This is a genomic window from Desulfovibrio sp. GTC20076 (genome assembly GCF_055385905.1).
Genome location: NZ_AP039366.1, coordinates 1,934,786 through 1,949,984, shown reverse-complemented (window position 1 = coordinate 1,949,984; position 15,199 = coordinate 1,934,786). Strand labels below are relative to the sequence as shown.

Below are 15,199 nucleotides of genomic sequence, written 5' to 3'. Positions count from 1 at the left end.
GATGTATATGCTTCAGCAGCGATAAGGCTTGGGCAAAAAATTGTAAGAGCTGGATGTTTTTGCAATGAGTTGAAGACCGCTTACGCGCATATCAGGAATTGTTCTGCTCTTCTGGGCATCGAACTCCTTTTACATGTTTTGTCTATAAAAGCTGTTTCTTGGCTTTGGGATAGTCAAAGCATTTTTTATTATAGCATGGCAATTTGCCTACGCCCTCTCCTTTGTCTTTATGTTTTGCCGAAAGATCTGTGATTATTTTACTGCTACAGTCTGTTCTAGTGCTTTCAGCAAGTCACGCATTTGTTTCAGGCTGGTGTGCTCAGGATTTGCCCCAAGTGCCGCAGCCTGTTGCATTGGATCATGATAGGCCAGCCATGCCAATCCCGCGTTGTCTTCATATACAAGCACTCTGAGTGGCAGTTCCAGGGCCATTAGAGGGCATTCGGCCATTAAAGGAGTGCCGACCGCAGGATTTCCAAAGATGATCACCGTGGCGGGGGGTTGGAACATGTTTTGGGACACTGCGTTGGCCGCATGGTCTACAATGCAGAAAATCTGTATGCCTTTTTCTGCAAGCCAATGCTCTATTTCTTTTCGTGCCAGAGCCACATCCTTTACAGGCAGGATACGTATTCCGGCATATGGGCTGTTGGTTTGCTGAACAGGTTTTTGACTGGTTGGATGATCATTTTTCATGTCAGTTCCTTTGCAGTAAAAAATTATGGCGCTGACGTAAGTTGTATTTCAAATCAACGTATTATATTGCCTGGATAGCATAGTCATGTCTCGTAAAATACGTCGTGATCAGTATGGTCATATCATTGATATTAAGTGCATTCACCAGATTTAAAGTTTATTAAAATATAATCGGTGTCAAGTTAGAATTTTTATTTCTTGCAGAACGTCTCGTCATTCAAAGTCAAGACGATGTCTAATATTTTTAAATCAACGTGTTGTATTCTCTATCCTCATCTTGCGAAATGGTATATAGCAAGCTGGATGCAATCTGCAAAACATGATCGTTTAGTGCGGACTGATCAACGAGATGAAGATATACTGTGGAGTATTGAAGTATATATAAGTTTTATTCTTTTTTTTGTGCTGCGATACCGTCTACGCTCTGCGTTGCATCCTGCAGTACGCTTGACATTTGCACATACGCATTTCAAATATGTTGAGGCGATCAGCTCAACGGCCAAGCTTACAGATAAACTGCGTTTACGCCTTTGCAGCCACCGGAGCAGTGTTAAAGCGCATTGCTCCGGCCAGCGCCGCCTGTCTTTTACGGGTGCTTTGCTTTTGTGGAAAAAAGCGGGCATAAAAGAGCAGGAATGTATACTGATAATACAAGGTGCAGGCTAGGTTATGAAACGTTCACGACGTATGTTTCTTATGGGGGCCGGGGCGGCGGGCCTGTCGACTATGGCGGGGCACGGCAGCGGCGATGCGCTGGCTGCCGCCGGCGGCACTCAGTACGCCACATTGCTGGAACTTGAAAAATGCATCGGCTGCGGCGCATGTGTGCAGGGCTGCCGCGAGCGCAATGGCACGCGGTATCCCGTGGTGAGCAGGCCCATGCCCGAACTGTTTCCTCCGGGAACCAAGACCGAAGACTGGTCACAACGGCAGGGTGTGGACGACAGGCTTACCCCCTACAACTGGCTGTACATTGAAACCGTGACCGTGCAAAAAAACGGCGCAAACCTTGACCTGCACATACCGCGCCGGTGTATGCACTGCACCAATCCGCCCTGTGCCAATCTCTGCCCCTGGGGAGCGTGCAGCCGTGATCCGCAGACCGGCACTGTGAATATCAGCCCGTCAACCTGCCTTGGCGGGGCCAAGTGCCGCACGGTTTGCCCGTGGCATGTGCCACAGCGTCAGTCCGGGGTAGGGCCATACCTGCATCTTATGCCGCGCTTTGCAGGCAACGGCGTCATGTACAAATGCGACCGCTGCGCGGATAGTTACGCAGGTGGGCAACTGCCCGCATGTATTGAAGTCTGCCCCGAGCAGGTGCAGACCATCGGTCCCCGCGCAGAACTGCTTGCCCATGCGCAGGCGCTTGCGGCCGAGCGCGGCCACTATCTTTACGGTGTGGCGGAAAACGGTGGCACCAACACATTTTACCTGTCGCCCGTACCGTTTGAAGATCTGGCTGTCACAAGAGAGGCGGGACCGGGAAGGCCCACTCTGGCGGATGTGCCGGACAGCATGGCACAGGCCGCAAACCTGGGCCGCATGCTTGTGGCGGCCCCGTTGGCGGGTATAGCGGCCGGCATGGCGCGAAGCGTCAAAAGCGGCAGTGCCGCGCTGGATGAAAAGCAGGCGGCGGCAAAGCCCGCGTCGCTGGCGCTTCCCGGCTGGATAAAACGTGTCTGGGTTGCTGTGGCCCTTATCCTGGGCTTTACCGGCATGATGCAGATGCCCATAGCCGCGCGCTATGGTTTAACCCGGTTGCCCGGCATGGGCTGGACCGGAAATTTTTATACTACCCTGAATATCCACTATGTGGCGGGTGCGGTGCTGATAGCGCTGTGCTGCCTGCTGATAGCGCTCAGACTGAAAGCGGGCGGCGGTTTTCCCCGGTTTGTGTTCTGGGGTGCGGTGCGCGCCTCACTGGTTGTGGGGCTTGTATTGACGGGCATTTTTCGCGTGTTGAAAAATCTGCCTGCATTTTCTTTTGCGCCGGAACTGGTCATGGGTATGGATCTTGCGCATCTGGGACTTGCCGCCGTTCTCGGCGCGCTGTCTCTGGCGCTGTGGGTCAGCGGCCGCAAGGCCTGGACAGGCCCGGCCCGGTAACGCATCCTCGGCCCGAGGAGTGCGCTTTTTCGCGGAATGGGCCGTTTACCGTCCTGTGCGCAATGCCGGGCGGCAAACGGCCCATTTTTGTTTTTGCTGGCATCGCAGCGCAGGGGCAGCGCCGAAGCATTCATGTTTTGTGAACAGATGCCGCAACATTTTTACAGCGTCACGTGGTGATTGCGCACAGCGGTTTATGCTTGCGCAACGGTACTGAAAGGCATCGCCTACAGCATTTCCAAAAAGGCCTCAACGCGCACCTTGAGCTGTTCGGTATCTGTTTCGGAGTAGTCTGTTTCAACATTCAGATAGGGCAGTCCCAGGTCGCTCTGCACAAATTTTTTCAGAGTCCAGGCTTCAACGGCATAGGTCTGGCAGCCCTGCCATGTAAGGTCCACCACGGCATCTGCCGAAAAATCCGCCGCCATCTGCCGCAAGGCCTCGTACCTGTGCGGATTGGGCGACATGACGGCGCAGGGCACGTCCAGATAGCGTTTTGCCATTTCGGTCAGCGGGTCGCTGTTTTCTTCCATCATGACGCGGGTTTTTTTATAGGCCGAGCAGTTATCAAGACAGACAACGCTGCCGCCACACTCCTCAATAAGGCGCACGACCTTGTGCGAACCAAGGCCCACAGGAACTCCCGTAAGCAGAATGCGCGGAGCCTCGGGGCTGCAGGCCGCCTGTCCTTCATCAGCCAGCCTGCCCATTTCCCGAGCCAGGTCTTCCAGCATGGCGATGCCCACTTCCTTGTCGGGAAAGAAGGACGTTTTAAAGGCAATTTCCACCAGTTCCACGCCGGTAACAGGCGAGGGCCTGCGCTGCGCCAGATCCATGACAGCCTTGAGCGCCAGCCGTTCACGGTTCATCAGTGCAATGGCTTCGCGCAGTTTGGCATCGGTGATCCTGACGCCGAATTCCTGTTCAAGGCGGTGCACCAGTCCTTCAAACTGCTTGCGCCAGTAGGACAGGGCGTCGCTGTCCTGAATCTGCGGCAGTTGCAGCAGGGCCACAGGTTTGTATGGGGCAAGCAGTTCATACATCTTTTTTTTGCCGTCACAGGTGGTGTCGGCCACCACAATGTCTGCGGCCGCCAGATAGGGGCAGCTGTCATTGAGGGCAAAGCCGAAGCTGCTTTTGATCAGCGGGCAGAGAGAGCGGGGCAGCACCTCCTCGGCGGCGGGTATGGAGTCGTTTTTTGTGCCGCAGAGAGACACGGGAATAGCCCCGGCAGCCAGAGCTATTTCAGATGGCGAATACAGGCAGAACTGGCCCACCACTTTCCTGCCGTTCTGCTTGGCTTCCGTAAGGTTGAGCACGTTTTTTTCAAAGGCCGTGGTGATTCTGTCAAAACTGGCGCACTTCATATCCGCTCCTTGCTGGTTTACGGTTTGGCCCTTTTGCCGGGCCGGCTAGGCATGATGTTTCTTTTCAAGCTGATGCGCTGCAAGCAGGGCAGCGCCCAGGGCGCCCACCAGTTGCGGTTCGTCGGGAACCCGCACAGGTATTTCCAGTTCCCGGGAAAGAAAGTCGCAAAACGCCGGGCTTGTAGCCATGCCGCCGGTAAAAACACATTGCCCCGTAAAAGAAATACGGCGTGCAAGGCCTCGCATGCGTCTTGCTATGGACACAAAAACTCCGGCTGCCAGATCGGCGGGCGGGGTTCCCTGCGCCAGCAGGCCAACGATTTCTGTTTCCGCAAACACTGCGCACATGCTCGAGATGGGCACCGGACTGCCGCCAGCCGCGGCTTTGCCCAGGTCGTCCAGCGGCATGCCCAGGATACCGGCCAGTACCTGCAAAAAACGCCCGGTGCCTGCCGCGCATTTGTCGTTCATTACAAAGTCCCGCACACCGCCGTTTTCATCCAGACTGATGGCCTTGCTGTCCTGGCCGCCGATATCGAGCACCACGCCGGAACCGGGAAAAAGCCACGAAGCGCCGCGGGCATGACAGGTGATTTCCGTCACGGTTTTATGGGCAAAGGGCAGGGCGATGCGCCCGTAGCCCGTGGCCACGATGCGGGCCAGGTCGGCCCGGTCCACCCCGGCCTGCCCGCAGGCGGCAGCCAGCGCGCGTTCGCCCGCTTCCCGCGTGTTCCAGCCTGTGGGCAGCACAGTGCCGCCCGCCATGCTGCGGCTTGCCGTATCAAAAATGACGGCCTTGGCGGCCACAGAGCCTACATCTATTCCGGCTGCAAACATCGTTTGTCCTCCTGGGCATTGGGCATGCCGTGCGTGAGCGCTTCACAAGGATTCTCATGACATCCTCGCCGCAAAACAGGCACGGGCAAGCTGTGCCTGCCGCTGTGCGGCTGTATCACCAGGTTTGCCCGGGGACGGGCGCGTTACCGTGTGAGCCATGCCGTCACGACACTGCGGATGTACCGGCGGCGGGCATAAAAAAGCCCCGCATTTTTTGCGGGGCTGCGCTATGAAGAGGAGGACCGGCGGAAAATCTGAACCGCCGCTGTCGAAACAGGAAGGGCGCCGTTCAGAATTTCAGGCGGGACAACCTGCCCCACAGCGCCATGCTTCAGGTTACGCCAACACGCGTGCGGCGTTGGGCGGCAGACAAGACGCGGGCTGCGAGAATGCGTCCTGTGATGGGAGGCGTTGCATCCGCCGCCCTCAGGAATGCACCTGTCTGCATGGCCTGCCTTGCTGTTGTTTTCATAGATGGACTATCATCAAAAGAAACAGGACTGTCAATCGGTGGCCCGGCGGTCCGCGCTCGTGGTGTTTCGCGAAAGGTCATCTGCGCGGCGTTTTTCGTCTGTCGCTGCCGCGAGACCTGTTTTTACCGGTGCTGCGCACTGGACGTCTTTGCCGCCAGGCGGGAGCGATATGCTCCGCACAGCAGTTGCGGCCTGTTCACTGTCTGCCTGCTGTATGCAATATCCTGCTTGCCGCGGGGCGGCAGTTGGTTCAAAAAGAGGCCCCCTGTCCTGCAAGGGACAGGGGGCCTCCGGGTAGGCAGGTTATGCGTGTTTATTACTTCGATTGCTCTTTTTCCGGAGCGGAGGCATTGTCTGCGTTTGCCCTTTCGGCTTCCGGGGCAGCGGGGGCTTCTGGCGTGGCTGCCACAGGCTCTTCGGGCTGCGCGCCCTGAACCTTGGCATCATCTTCGCCAGCAACGGCGGCCTGTTCGTCCTGTGCCGCGTTGTCGGGCGCTGCTTCGGTTGCCGCGCCTTCAGTGGCGGAAGGTTCGGCTATACCCGGCACTGCCGCAGGACCGGGCGTGGCGGCGTCTTCCGCATCCTGTGCGGGGGCAGCGTTGCGTTTTTCCATTTCTTCGGCTGCACGGGCGTCGTAAGCGGCTGCTTCAGAAGCGGCTTTTTCCAGCGCTTTTTCAACGGGGCTTGCCGTGTCAGCAGGGGCGGCATGAGTCTGCGGCACCGCTGTTTCCGGCGTTGCCGGTTCGTGCGCGCGCTCTTCCGGCGCAGGGGCCACCGCTTCGGGGCTTTCTATTGCGGGCACGGGTGCGGCCTGGGGCTGCAACAGTTCTTCAAGGTGGCGCAGTTGTGCCTGCGGTACGGCCTTTAACTGCGGACCAAGCAGCATGGTGCCGGGCTGGGCCAGCAGGATCACAATAACGGCGCAGATAAGCAGTGCCCCGCCCATGCCCCCATGCGCGCCCTTGCGCACCATGCGGCTTAGAAGGACGGCGGCCACTATGCATATGCTGCCGAGAATGGGCAGAGCCTTGAGGCCGAGCACCATTTCCCGCTGTTCGGGGCTGAGGCTGAACTTGAAGAAGCCGCCCATCCAGTCCAGGGTGGGGCCAAAGCCGGCTGCCGCCAGAGCCATGCCCGCATGCAGAAGGCACAGGGCCGCAAAAATGAAGAACAGGCGGCCGCCGAGGCCGGAAAGGCGCAGCAGGGCCTTGCCCAGCAGGGGCGAGGCCAGGCAGATGATGGTAAGGGCAGCGGAGGCCGGGTCATAGGCAGCCAGACTCAATACGCAGGCCACAGCCAGGCTGATCCACAAAAAGGCAATGCCCGAGCGCTCCTTGCGGGAGGCTGCCAGATCGGCGGGGGCGGTGCGCAGCACACGAACCCACGAAACGCAGGCCATAATGGCGGCCCAGGGCAGCAGGCCCGCTGCCGCCACAAGCAGAGGCAGCCACCATTGGGCACTGGGCCAGGGCCAGAGAATAAGGCGTTCGCCCAGAAATTTGAGGTAGCCTTCAGGCTGTTGCCACAGCATGACGCCGCCAAGCCAGCAGGCCAGCAGCAGCAGGAGCAGCACAAAACCGGTCACACCGTCCATGCCCTGCGCCCGGCGGAAGGTTCCGCGCCAGCTCAGGAAGAAAACACTGGTCACAAGAGGCAGCATTAACTGAAAAATTCCGCCCGTAAGTCCGGCCAGACCCGCCAGGATGAAACCGGCGGGCAGGCTTGCCCAGGCGTGAGGCTTTTGCCAACCGTGGCAGAGCAGCGCCAGAGAAAAGAGCGTAAGGGCCGTGGCGAGACTTTCAGGCCCGGTAAAATGGGCCATAGGAACAAAGAGCGGCGCGGAAAGAAGGATCATGCCGCCGGCCAGCGCTGCCTGGGCGCCAAGACCAGCAACGCGGGCCAGCGTCCAGACGCTCATGAGGCAAAGCAGAGCGCCCGCCAGGGCCGCCATGGGAAAGAGCAGATGCCCGAAGCCGGGTCCTGCCAGAGCCACGAGGCTTTGCATGCCCGCAAGATACCAGTGGTACACAGGCCAGTGTGCCAGACCCGGTGCGGCCGGGGTCAGCCACAGACCGTTCTGGCTGGTCTGGCTGAAGATGAAGATGCTCTCCGCTTCGCGCGGGCAGTACAGGGCGTTGCCCATAAAAGCGGGCCAGGCCTGGGCCAGGAGGAGCAAAAGCAGAAAGAACGGCCCCACGCGGCTGGCGGCTTCAAAAAACTTCTGTGCGGCGTTTGGTTCCGGGGGTGTCATTGCTGCCTTGATACCGGCTGCCACGGCGTTTTGGGGCGCGGCGGCCCCGGTGCTGCGGGCGCCTTTGCCGCGCCAGGATGAGAACATGCCCCGCTTTTTGGCTGTACCGGCAGCCTGGCTGTCGTCGGCCGGGGGGTGGCCTGCCTGCGCTTCTTCGGGGTGGCTGCAGGACTGTTCATGCATGCTGTTTGGCACTGCATCCGGCATTGCGCCGGTTCCGGCGTCTGGCCTGGAGTCTGGCCCGGCATGCGGCGCAGCACAGGGGCAGTCTGCCGCAGCGTGCTGTTCATCCGTGTCCGCACTGGGGGCCGGACAGGCTGTTTCCTGTTCCCGGCCGGTCGCGGCTGCCTGAGTTTCCTGCCCCGGCCCGGAAGAAAGGTGCTGGTCGGCATTGTCCATGCGCTTGGGCTGGCCGTCCTCGGGCAGGGTGGAGTTCTGGGTCATGGGTTCGCTCCTTCAGGTGTTGCCGCCTGCCCCGTGAGCAGAATATGCCGGGACTGGCGGGAGTCTAGGTCAAGTTCCACAGTGCGCCCTTGCACGGGCAGGTTTGGGCCGGATGGTACTTCGTGTGCCGCGCGGGCCGCTGCGGGCAGTGCGCAGGCCAGACGCTGCCGCTTGCCGGAAAAGTTGGCGGCCAGCAGCCAGTAACCGCCGCCGGGCAGGGTGCTCAGCACGCCGATACAGCCCGGCGGCCCTGAAAATATTTCTGTCACCCGGCCGCCAGCCAGGCCGGCATCGCGACGGGCGCGTAAAAGAGCCGCCAGTTCATGAAGAAAACTCTGCCTGTCGGCCCACTGTCTGTCCAGAGAGCCGAAAGCCAGCGGCAGCGGCGGTATGCTGCCGGCGTACCCTGTCTGTTCGTCCCACAGGGGAACACTGCCCATACTGGCGGGCAGACCCGCCGGGGGACGTGCCAGATTGAGCGCTCCGGTCATATCCTGCGGGCTTATAAAAGCAAGGCCGGGCAATCCCACGCGGAAGGAAAGCAGCAACAGTACAGCCTGCCGCAGTGTTTTCGCCTGCTCCGGCCGCACTGCTGCCGTATCCAGCCCCAGAGCCAGCGCCGCAAGGCCGGCCTGCGTGGTCCACAATTCTGTGGCATCGGCAGGGGCCTGGGCCTGCTCCTGCGCGCGGCGCGCCATGTTCCGCCCTTCGGGCAGGGGCAGCAGGGGCCGCCAGTCCACGCTCTGCCTGTCTTTCTGTCCACGGGCCAGACGGCTGTGGTCCACGCCTTCGGCCAGCGATGCCCGCAAAAGTCCGGCAAGGGGGGCGGCATCGCCGCTCAGCAGCGCATAGGCCGCCGCCGGTTCCGTAATGGTGTCGCGTGTAAAATCCACAGACGTATCCAGCACCGCCCGCGTCAGGGAGGGCGGCAGGGCATCGTCCTGCATGGCCCATCCGCCGTAGCGGTGGATTTCGCCCGACAGGGCGTCCAGTGCTTCCAGGCCGGGCGTCAGTTCCATCAGTCGTTGCGCGTTCGCCGTACTGCCCGGCGCATTGTGCCGGGCCGGGGCCGTCCGCCGGGGCGAGGCAGGGCTTCGGGCGGCAGGCGCCGCATCGCCGGATGGCGGAACATCCAGCCCCATAAGGGCCTCCATGCGCAATCCGGCCAGGGTCTGCTGCTGCAGCCCCGTATGGCGGATGACTGCTGCGGAAAATATGCGTCGTGCCTGACCGGAGGGGTCCTGCCACAGCAGTACTGGGCGCAGGGGATGCCCGCTGTAGCGGTAAACCCACCGCCGCGCCTGCCCGTCCGCACCGCGAACTTCACCCGTGACCGCCCAGCCGCCGGGCGTGGTCCAGGTCATGCCGTCACGCACGAGACGTTCTGGTAAAATGCCGCGCTGGGCCAGTGCCTGCACGGCTTGCGGGCGCAGGGGCAGGCAGTCCCATTCGTCGGCGGTGACAGGCAGGACATCCCAGTCTTTTTGCGGCACGGCCATCATGGCATAGAGACCGTCAAAACGCGAGGCGTGCCGCGCCTGTAAAATAAAATCAGGCCCAAGACCCGTGGCCGAGGGCGGCAGTTCGCCGCCCAGCTGGAGTCCGATATTTTCCAGGCGGCCTGCGGCCCTGTCAAAATCTTCCTCACTGCCCAGGGCTGTGTCAAAACGCAGGGCGGTCACGTTGCCCCCGCCGGGGGTAAGCATTTTATAGCTGCCCCATATGTCACCCCTTTCGCCTGTGGGGGCTGCAAAAAAACCGTTCAGGCCCGCCTGTCCGAGCATGTCAGGCAGGGGGGACAGGCCGAGCGCCCTCCAGAAAGGTTGCCCTGATGTGACCGTGTGCGGGTTTACATCCAGCCAGGACGGAGCGGCGGAAAGCAGCAGGGGAATCCGGCGGGCCGCGGCGCTGTTGCGCCAGATAAGCCCTGTGCCGGACACCTGCGCCGTCAGGTCCTGGGTGGAACCCAGCATGGACTGGCGTTCAAGCCATTGCAGATAGCCCGGATCAGCCCGGGGCAGGGGACTTGCATGCGTTCCGGCCCGGGGGGTTACGCTCTGATCTGCCGTTTTTTGCGCGGCGATCTTCTGGCCCGGCGTACACGCACCAAGCAGAACTGCCAGCAGCAGGCAAAAAAGCAGCAGTGCGCCCGGAGGCAGAGCGCTACGAACCGCGCGCGGCGCAGCCTGACTGCCCGAAGGCAGCACACGAGACCCCGTATCTTGCGCGGCACGGCAGGCTGCCGCCACAGGGCGGCATGCCGCGCCGTTTTCGGCGGGTGCTGCAGCGTACCGGCTCAGGACCGGGCTTCTTCCTCTGCCTTGGCCGTATTCCACAGTTCGTCCTTTTCATCGAGGTTCAGGGCGTTGAAATCCTGCCCCTGGGTGCGGGCCAGCTCTTCCATACGGGTAAAGCGCTTCAGAAAACGGCGTGTAGCCAGATCCAGAGCCTCGCTGGCCTTGATGCCCTTGCGGCGGCCCAGTTCGGTAATGCTGAACAGCAGGTCGCCAAGCTCATGCTTCTGGGCTTCCCCGTTGCTGTTGGCGGAGGCGTCCAGCCATTCCAGCCATTCGGCTTCCACCTGCTGTTCCACCTCTTCGTCCTTGGTCCAGGTAAAGCCCACGCGGGCGGCCTTGGAATGAATCCGGTAGGCCTTGATCAGCGGGGGCAGGCTCTCGGGCAGGCTGTCAAACAGGCCTTTGGGCTTACCGTCTTCATCGGCGTGTTCGGCCCGCTTGATTTTTTCCCAGGCTTTGAGCTGTTCATCAAGGCTGTCAAACACCGTGTCGCCAAAAACGTGGGGATGGCGGCGGATCATTTTGGCCCTGTTGTTGTTCAGGGCATCGGCAAAAGTGAATTGCCCGTCCTTTTCATACAGCCGCGCCACAAAAAGCAGCAGAAAGGCCACATCGCCCAGTTCTTCGCGGATGTCGGCCACGTTGCCCGAACGGATGGCGCTGACAAGCTCGTGGCTTTCTTCAATGATATAATCGGCCAGCGTATGGGCGGTCTGCTCCTTGTCCCAGGGGCAGCCCTCGGGACCGGTGAGCGTGTCAATGATGCCCTGCAACTCTTCAACAGCGTTTTTTTTCATGAATTTTTATTCCTTGTGCCGGTTACGGATACGAAGGCCGGGAGCACCCTTGCGGCATGCCGGGCCTCAGGCTGCCGCACAGTGCGTTGCGCGCCGTCAGACGGCGCGGCTGCGACGGAAATCAGGCTTCCGGCCGCATTGCCTTTGAAAATATACAGCCCTTCAGGGACCTGCTCAGGGCAATTGCACGGCACATTGCTCTGACGGCAGCGTGAGCAGGCGTTCGCCGTGTAAGCGCAAGCGCAGTTTGTCTGCGCTGTCAAGCGCCGTAACGGGACTGTCTTGACCTTTGAGAACCTGCATTCTCAAGGGTAGTCTGCATCTAGAGGCCCAGGCGCGACACCAGATCGGGCGGCAGCCAGCCGCGGACCTGCGCCGTGAGAGCGTTAAAATAGGGCAGCACGCGGCTGTGCTGCATAAAGGCCGCCTGAGAAAAGAATTTTTGCAGCAACAGCATGCCCAGGGACCACAGCAGGGCGCCCTTGGCAAGGCCCAGCATGGCTCCGGCCATCCTGTCGGCCCAGGTGACGAAGGAAAAGGAAAGGATCTTTTGCAGCAGCCGTGCAATAAGCGCCACGGACACAAGCACACCGAGAAAGACCAGCACGTAGGCGGCCACGGTGCGCCAGCCGGGGTCTGTGATGAGCGTCAGGTGGGGTGAAAGCCTGTCGTGGTAGTTGTGGGCCGTCCAAAAGCCGCCCAAAAGCGATACTATGCCGGCAACTTCACCAACAAAGCCGTGCAAATATCCACGCCCGGCAAAAAACACCAGCGTCAGAACAACAATGAGGTCAAAAATATCCTGGCCCATGCCTTCTCCCTGGAAAGTGCCTGTATGCGGCTTCTGGCGCACGTTCCGCAGCCTCATGCGGACGGCGCAAGGCAGCATAGCAAAAGCGCGGGCGCGGCACAATGCACCGGGCCGCCCGCGAAGCCGCCGGTATTTCGCGGAACTGCGGTATCCTGCTGTCGTGCGGCGCGCCGGGGGTGCCGCGGTGCCGGCCGGCATGCCCGTGTCTTTGACAAGATGACGGCAGATATTACATGTCTTAACTGCGCGGTCCCGCACATGGCGGCAAAGCGAAAGCAACGGGGGAAACATGAAGAGCGAAAAAGGCCGGGTCGCCGGGGTTGTACTGGCAGGCGGGCTTTCAAGCCGTATGGGTACCGACAAGGCCCGACTGCGCCTGCCGGGTGTTTGCGACACGGCCTTTGACAGTTCCGGGGCGGCGGATATGCTGTTCACGGCCTGGGCGCTCGTGCGCTCTGTTTTGCCGTTCTGTCTTGTTTCCTGCCGCGCCGATGCGCCCCGGCAGGGCTATGACTGTGTTTTTGACGCCATGCCGGGCCAGGGACCGGCCGCCGGGCTGCAGGCGGCCTTGCGCCGTGCCGGGGAGCTTGGCTATACGGCTCTTCTGGCTCTTTCGTGCGACCTGCCCCTTATGGATGCCCTTACGCTGCGCAGGCTGCTGGCGGCCAGAGATGCCGCGCCACCGCAAACGCTGGTTACGGCCTATCGCGCGCGGGATACCGGCCGTGTGGAGTCCCTCACTGCGGTTTATGAGGTGACAGCCCTGCCGCACTTTAACGCGGCCCTTGCCCGGGGCGAGCGCAAGCTGGGCCTGATGGTTCCCGGTGAACTGCGCCTCTTCGTGGACTACGGGCCGGAAGAGTCTGAACCTTTTTTCAACTGCAACTGTCCCGCCGACCTCGAGCAGGCCCGGATCCTGCTGGCGCAAAAAAATGCACGCTTTACTGAAAAAGGGTGATTTTTGCAGTAACGTCCAATTGTTATAGCGCGTTAGCGCCTTATGCTGCTTTGTGCCCGAGCGCGTGAAAATCAGCGTTATTCGCGCGTGCGGGGCTTTCGGTACACAGGTGGAGAAAAGCGGCGCACAGGTAGCCAGAACAGACGAATTGGCTTACACAAGGTCAAAACAGCATTTGCATCCGCTCCCGCAGGGGCAGCAGCATTGGAGAAAAGCATGAATATTGGTTCCTATACATTCGACGAATTCCGGCGCCTGGCGGAAAATTTTCATGGCTATGCCGCGCCTGGCCTGCTTGTGGGCGGGTATATGGTGGAACTCGCCAAAAGGCATATCCCCGAAGGCACGCTTTTCGAGGCCGTGGTGGAATCCGGCAAATGCCTGCCCGACGCCGTGCAACTGCTCACCCTGTGCAGCATCGGCAACGGCTGGATGAAGATACACAATCTGGGGCGCTATGCGGTATCGCTTTTTGACAAGCATACGGGCGAAGGTGTGCGTGTAAGCCTGGACCCGGAAAAAATGGCCGCCTACCCTGAAATCAAGGCATGGTTTTTTAAGGAAAAGCCCAAGAAAGATCAGGATGTTCCGCGCCTTGAATCCGAAATAGAGCAGGCCGGCGACAGCATCTGCACTGTGGAGCCTGTGACCATAAAGCGCCGTTTCATCGGGCATAAGCACATGACACGCATTGTCTGCTGTCCCGGCTGTGGCGAGGCCTATCCGGTGGAAGACGGCCCCGTATGCCGGGGCTGCCAGGGCGAGGCCCCCTATGTGGTGGCACGGCGCGAGATCAAGGCGGCCCCCCGGCAGGAAACCGCCGGCATACGGGTAGTCCCTGTGGAAGAAGCCGTGGGCCATACCGTAGCGCACGACATGACCCGTATAGACCCAGGCCAGTTCAAGGGACCGGAATTCAAGGCCGGGCAGCGCATCAGCGTGGGCGATATATGTCGCCTCCAGCAGATGGGCCGCTTTCATGTGGCGGTTACGGACAGCCCGGTAGGGGAGAGTGATTTTGCCGCCTATGCTGCGCGAAGCGGCGATACGGTACACGAAAATGAAGCGGCCGAGGCTTTTGCCCGGCGCATGGCTGGTGAGGGCGTGGTTTTTTCGCTGCCGCCCCGCGAGGGCAAGGTAGAATTTACCGCCGGGCGCGCCGGTCTTTTTACCGTGGATGTGGAGCGCATGCGCCGCTTCAACCTGGTGCCCGAGGTTATGGTGGCCTCCCGGCAGGACGCCACTGTGGTCAAACAGGGCGGCCCGCTGGCCGGGACCAGGGCCATACCGCTTTTTATCAGCCGTGAGCGCCTCTCCCAGGCTCTTGAAACGCTGGAAGGCGGCCCGCTTTTCAGCGTACTGCCCCTGCGCAAGGCGCGCGTGGGCATTCTTGTGACAGGCACCGAGGTCTTTCAGGGCATCATTGAAGACAAGTTTATTCCCATCATCACGGCCAAGGTCGCCATGCTGGGCTGCGAGGTGGTCAGGACCGGCATCGTGCCCGATGACAGGGTCATGATGGGCAAGGCCGTGGCGGAAATGCGTACGACGGGGGTGGATCTGCTGGTGACCACGGGCGGGCTTTCCGTGGACCCTGATGATGTGACCCGCCAGGCCCTGCTGGACGCCGGGCTTGCCGATGTGCTGCACGGTGTGCCCGTGCTGCCGGGAACCATGAGCCTTATCGGTCGCATACCCGGTCCCGGTGGCGGCATGCAGGTGCTTGGCGTACCCGCCTGCGCCCTGTACTTCAAGACCACGTTTCTGGATCTTGTGCTGCCGCGCCTTCTGGCCGGGCGTGAGATTACCCGTGCCGAGCTTGCCCGCCTGGGTGAGGGCGGCTATTGCCTGGCCTGTCACACATGCACCTGGCCCAAATGCTGGTTTGGTAAATAGTGGAGTAAAATCCGCAGCTTCATATTCTGCTCAACGGCCTGTGAAAAAGTTTTCGCAGGCCGTTTTTTGGGCGCTTTTGCGGCCGGGGCCGCCCTGTTGACAACGGAAGTGGAAAAAATTGATGGATAAATAAAATGGTAAAAGAAAAATTCAGTGATTTCGGGCGATATTCCATACATGTTTTTTGTGATTTTTCAGCAAAAAATGGACAGCATCAAGGGGGAGTTTAAGTATCTGGCTGGAATGGTATGACAATTTGCCAT

11 protein-coding genes are annotated in these 15,199 nt (G+C 60.3%); 4 read left to right on the top strand and 7 right to left on the bottom strand.

Annotated features, from left to right (window positions below; translation table 11 throughout):
- Positions 1–252 precede the first annotated feature (252 nt).
- A complete protein-coding gene (locus ACZ495_RS08605) occupies positions 253–696 on the bottom strand; it encodes a DUF302 domain-containing protein (RefSeq protein WP_464262057.1) in 444 nt (147 codons plus the stop codon).
- 231 nt (positions 697–927) lie between these two features.
- Here ACZ495_RS08605 and ACZ495_RS08600 point away from each other — a divergent pair, with 231 nt between their 5' ends.
- Positions 928–1,362: a hypothetical protein gene (locus ACZ495_RS08600; RefSeq protein ID WP_464262056.1), complete on the top strand. Its 435-nt coding sequence runs from the start codon at positions 928–930 to the stop codon at positions 1,360–1,362.
- Between the two features lie 3 nt (positions 1,363–1,365).
- Positions 1,366–2,805 carry a 4Fe-4S dicluster domain-containing protein gene (locus ACZ495_RS08595; RefSeq protein WP_407844903.1) on the top strand — a complete coding sequence of 480 codons (1,440 nt, stop codon included), beginning with the start codon at positions 1,366–1,368 and terminating at the stop codon, positions 2,803–2,805.
- Positions 2,806–3,032: 227 nt separating this feature from the next.
- On the opposite strand, the gene ACZ495_RS08590 is transcribed toward ACZ495_RS08595, so the two are convergent.
- The 6 genes from ACZ495_RS08590 to ACZ495_RS08565 all read right to left on the bottom strand — a co-directional run bounded on the left by ACZ495_RS08590 (position 3,033) and on the right by ACZ495_RS08565 (position 12,082).
- Complete coding sequence (locus tag ACZ495_RS08590) at positions 3,033–4,172, bottom strand: double-cubane-cluster-containing anaerobic reductase (protein ID WP_012624183.1); 1,140 nt, start codon at positions 4,170–4,172, stop codon at positions 3,033–3,035.
- A gap of 45 nt (positions 4,173–4,217) precedes the next feature.
- Positions 4,218–5,009 carry an acyl-CoA dehydratase activase gene (locus tag ACZ495_RS08585; RefSeq protein ID WP_072312148.1) on the bottom strand — a complete coding sequence of 264 codons (792 nt, stop codon included), beginning with the start codon at positions 5,007–5,009 and terminating at the stop codon, positions 4,218–4,220.
- Positions 5,010–5,798: 789 nt separating this feature from the next.
- Positions 5,799–8,177 carry an ArnT family glycosyltransferase gene (locus tag ACZ495_RS08580; RefSeq protein WP_464262055.1) on the bottom strand — a complete coding sequence of 793 codons (2,379 nt, stop codon included), beginning with the start codon at positions 8,175–8,177 and terminating at the stop codon, positions 5,799–5,801.
- The gene (locus ACZ495_RS08575; protein ID WP_143142637.1) at positions 8,174–10,513 is read right to left on the bottom strand and encodes a hypothetical protein; all 2,340 of its coding nucleotides are present in this window, start codon (positions 10,511–10,513) and stop codon (positions 8,174–8,176) included. The genes ACZ495_RS08580 and ACZ495_RS08575 overlap by 4 nt, the downstream gene beginning before the upstream one ends.
- The gene (gene mazG, locus ACZ495_RS08570; protein WP_464262054.1) at positions 10,474–11,271 is read right to left on the bottom strand and encodes a nucleoside triphosphate pyrophosphohydrolase; all 798 of its coding nucleotides are present in this window, start codon (positions 11,269–11,271) and stop codon (positions 10,474–10,476) included. Before mazG ends, ACZ495_RS08575 begins: the two co-directional genes overlap by 40 nt.
- Positions 11,272–11,593: 322 nt before the next feature.
- The gene (locus ACZ495_RS08565; RefSeq protein ID WP_012624189.1) at positions 11,594–12,082 is read right to left on the bottom strand and encodes a CvpA family protein; all 489 of its coding nucleotides are present in this window, start codon (positions 12,080–12,082) and stop codon (positions 11,594–11,596) included.
- Between the two features lie 289 nt (positions 12,083–12,371).
- Between ACZ495_RS08565 and mobA the strand changes: the two genes are divergently transcribed.
- Complete coding sequence (mobA, locus tag ACZ495_RS08560; RefSeq protein WP_394026298.1) at positions 12,372–13,040, top strand: molybdenum cofactor guanylyltransferase; 669 nt, start codon at positions 12,372–12,374, stop codon at positions 13,038–13,040.
- 216 nt (positions 13,041–13,256) lie between these two features.
- On the top strand, positions 13,257–14,936 hold the full coding sequence (locus ACZ495_RS08555) for an FmdE family protein (RefSeq protein WP_464262053.1): 1,680 nt from the start codon (positions 13,257–13,259) through the stop codon (positions 14,934–14,936).
- Positions 14,937–15,199 lie beyond the last annotated feature (263 nt).

Excerpts from the sequence above, each read along its gene's own strand:
- ACZ495_RS08605 (WP_464262057.1), bottom strand. The coding sequence starts at position 696 with ATGAAAAATGATCATCCAACCAGTCAAAAACCTGTTCAGCAAACCAAC.
- mobA (WP_394026298.1), top strand. The coding sequence starts at position 12,372 with ATGAAGAGCGAAAAAGGCCGGGTCGCCGGGGTTGTACTGGCAGGCGGG.
- mazG (WP_464262054.1), bottom strand. The coding sequence starts at position 11,271 with ATGAAAAAAAACGCTGTTGAAGAGTTGCAGGGCATCATTGACACGCTC.
- ACZ495_RS08585 (WP_072312148.1), bottom strand. The coding sequence starts at position 5,009 with ATGTTTGCAGCCGGAATAGATGTAGGCTCTGTGGCCGCCAAGGCCGTC.
- ACZ495_RS08595 (WP_407844903.1), top strand. The coding sequence starts at position 1,366 with ATGAAACGTTCACGACGTATGTTTCTTATGGGGGCCGGGGCGGCGGGC.
- ACZ495_RS08590 (WP_012624183.1), bottom strand. The coding sequence starts at position 4,172 with ATGAAGTGCGCCAGTTTTGACAGAATCACCACGGCCTTTGAAAAAAAC.
- ACZ495_RS08565 (WP_012624189.1), bottom strand. The coding sequence starts at position 12,082 with ATGGGCCAGGATATTTTTGACCTCATTGTTGTTCTGACGCTGGTGTTT.
- ACZ495_RS08555 (WP_464262053.1), top strand. The coding sequence starts at position 13,257 with ATGAATATTGGTTCCTATACATTCGACGAATTCCGGCGCCTGGCGGAA.
- ACZ495_RS08600 (WP_464262056.1), top strand. The coding sequence starts at position 928 with ATGTCTAATATTTTTAAATCAACGTGTTGTATTCTCTATCCTCATCTT.
- ACZ495_RS08580 (WP_464262055.1), bottom strand. The coding sequence starts at position 8,177 with ATGACCCAGAACTCCACCCTGCCCGAGGACGGCCAGCCCAAGCGCATG.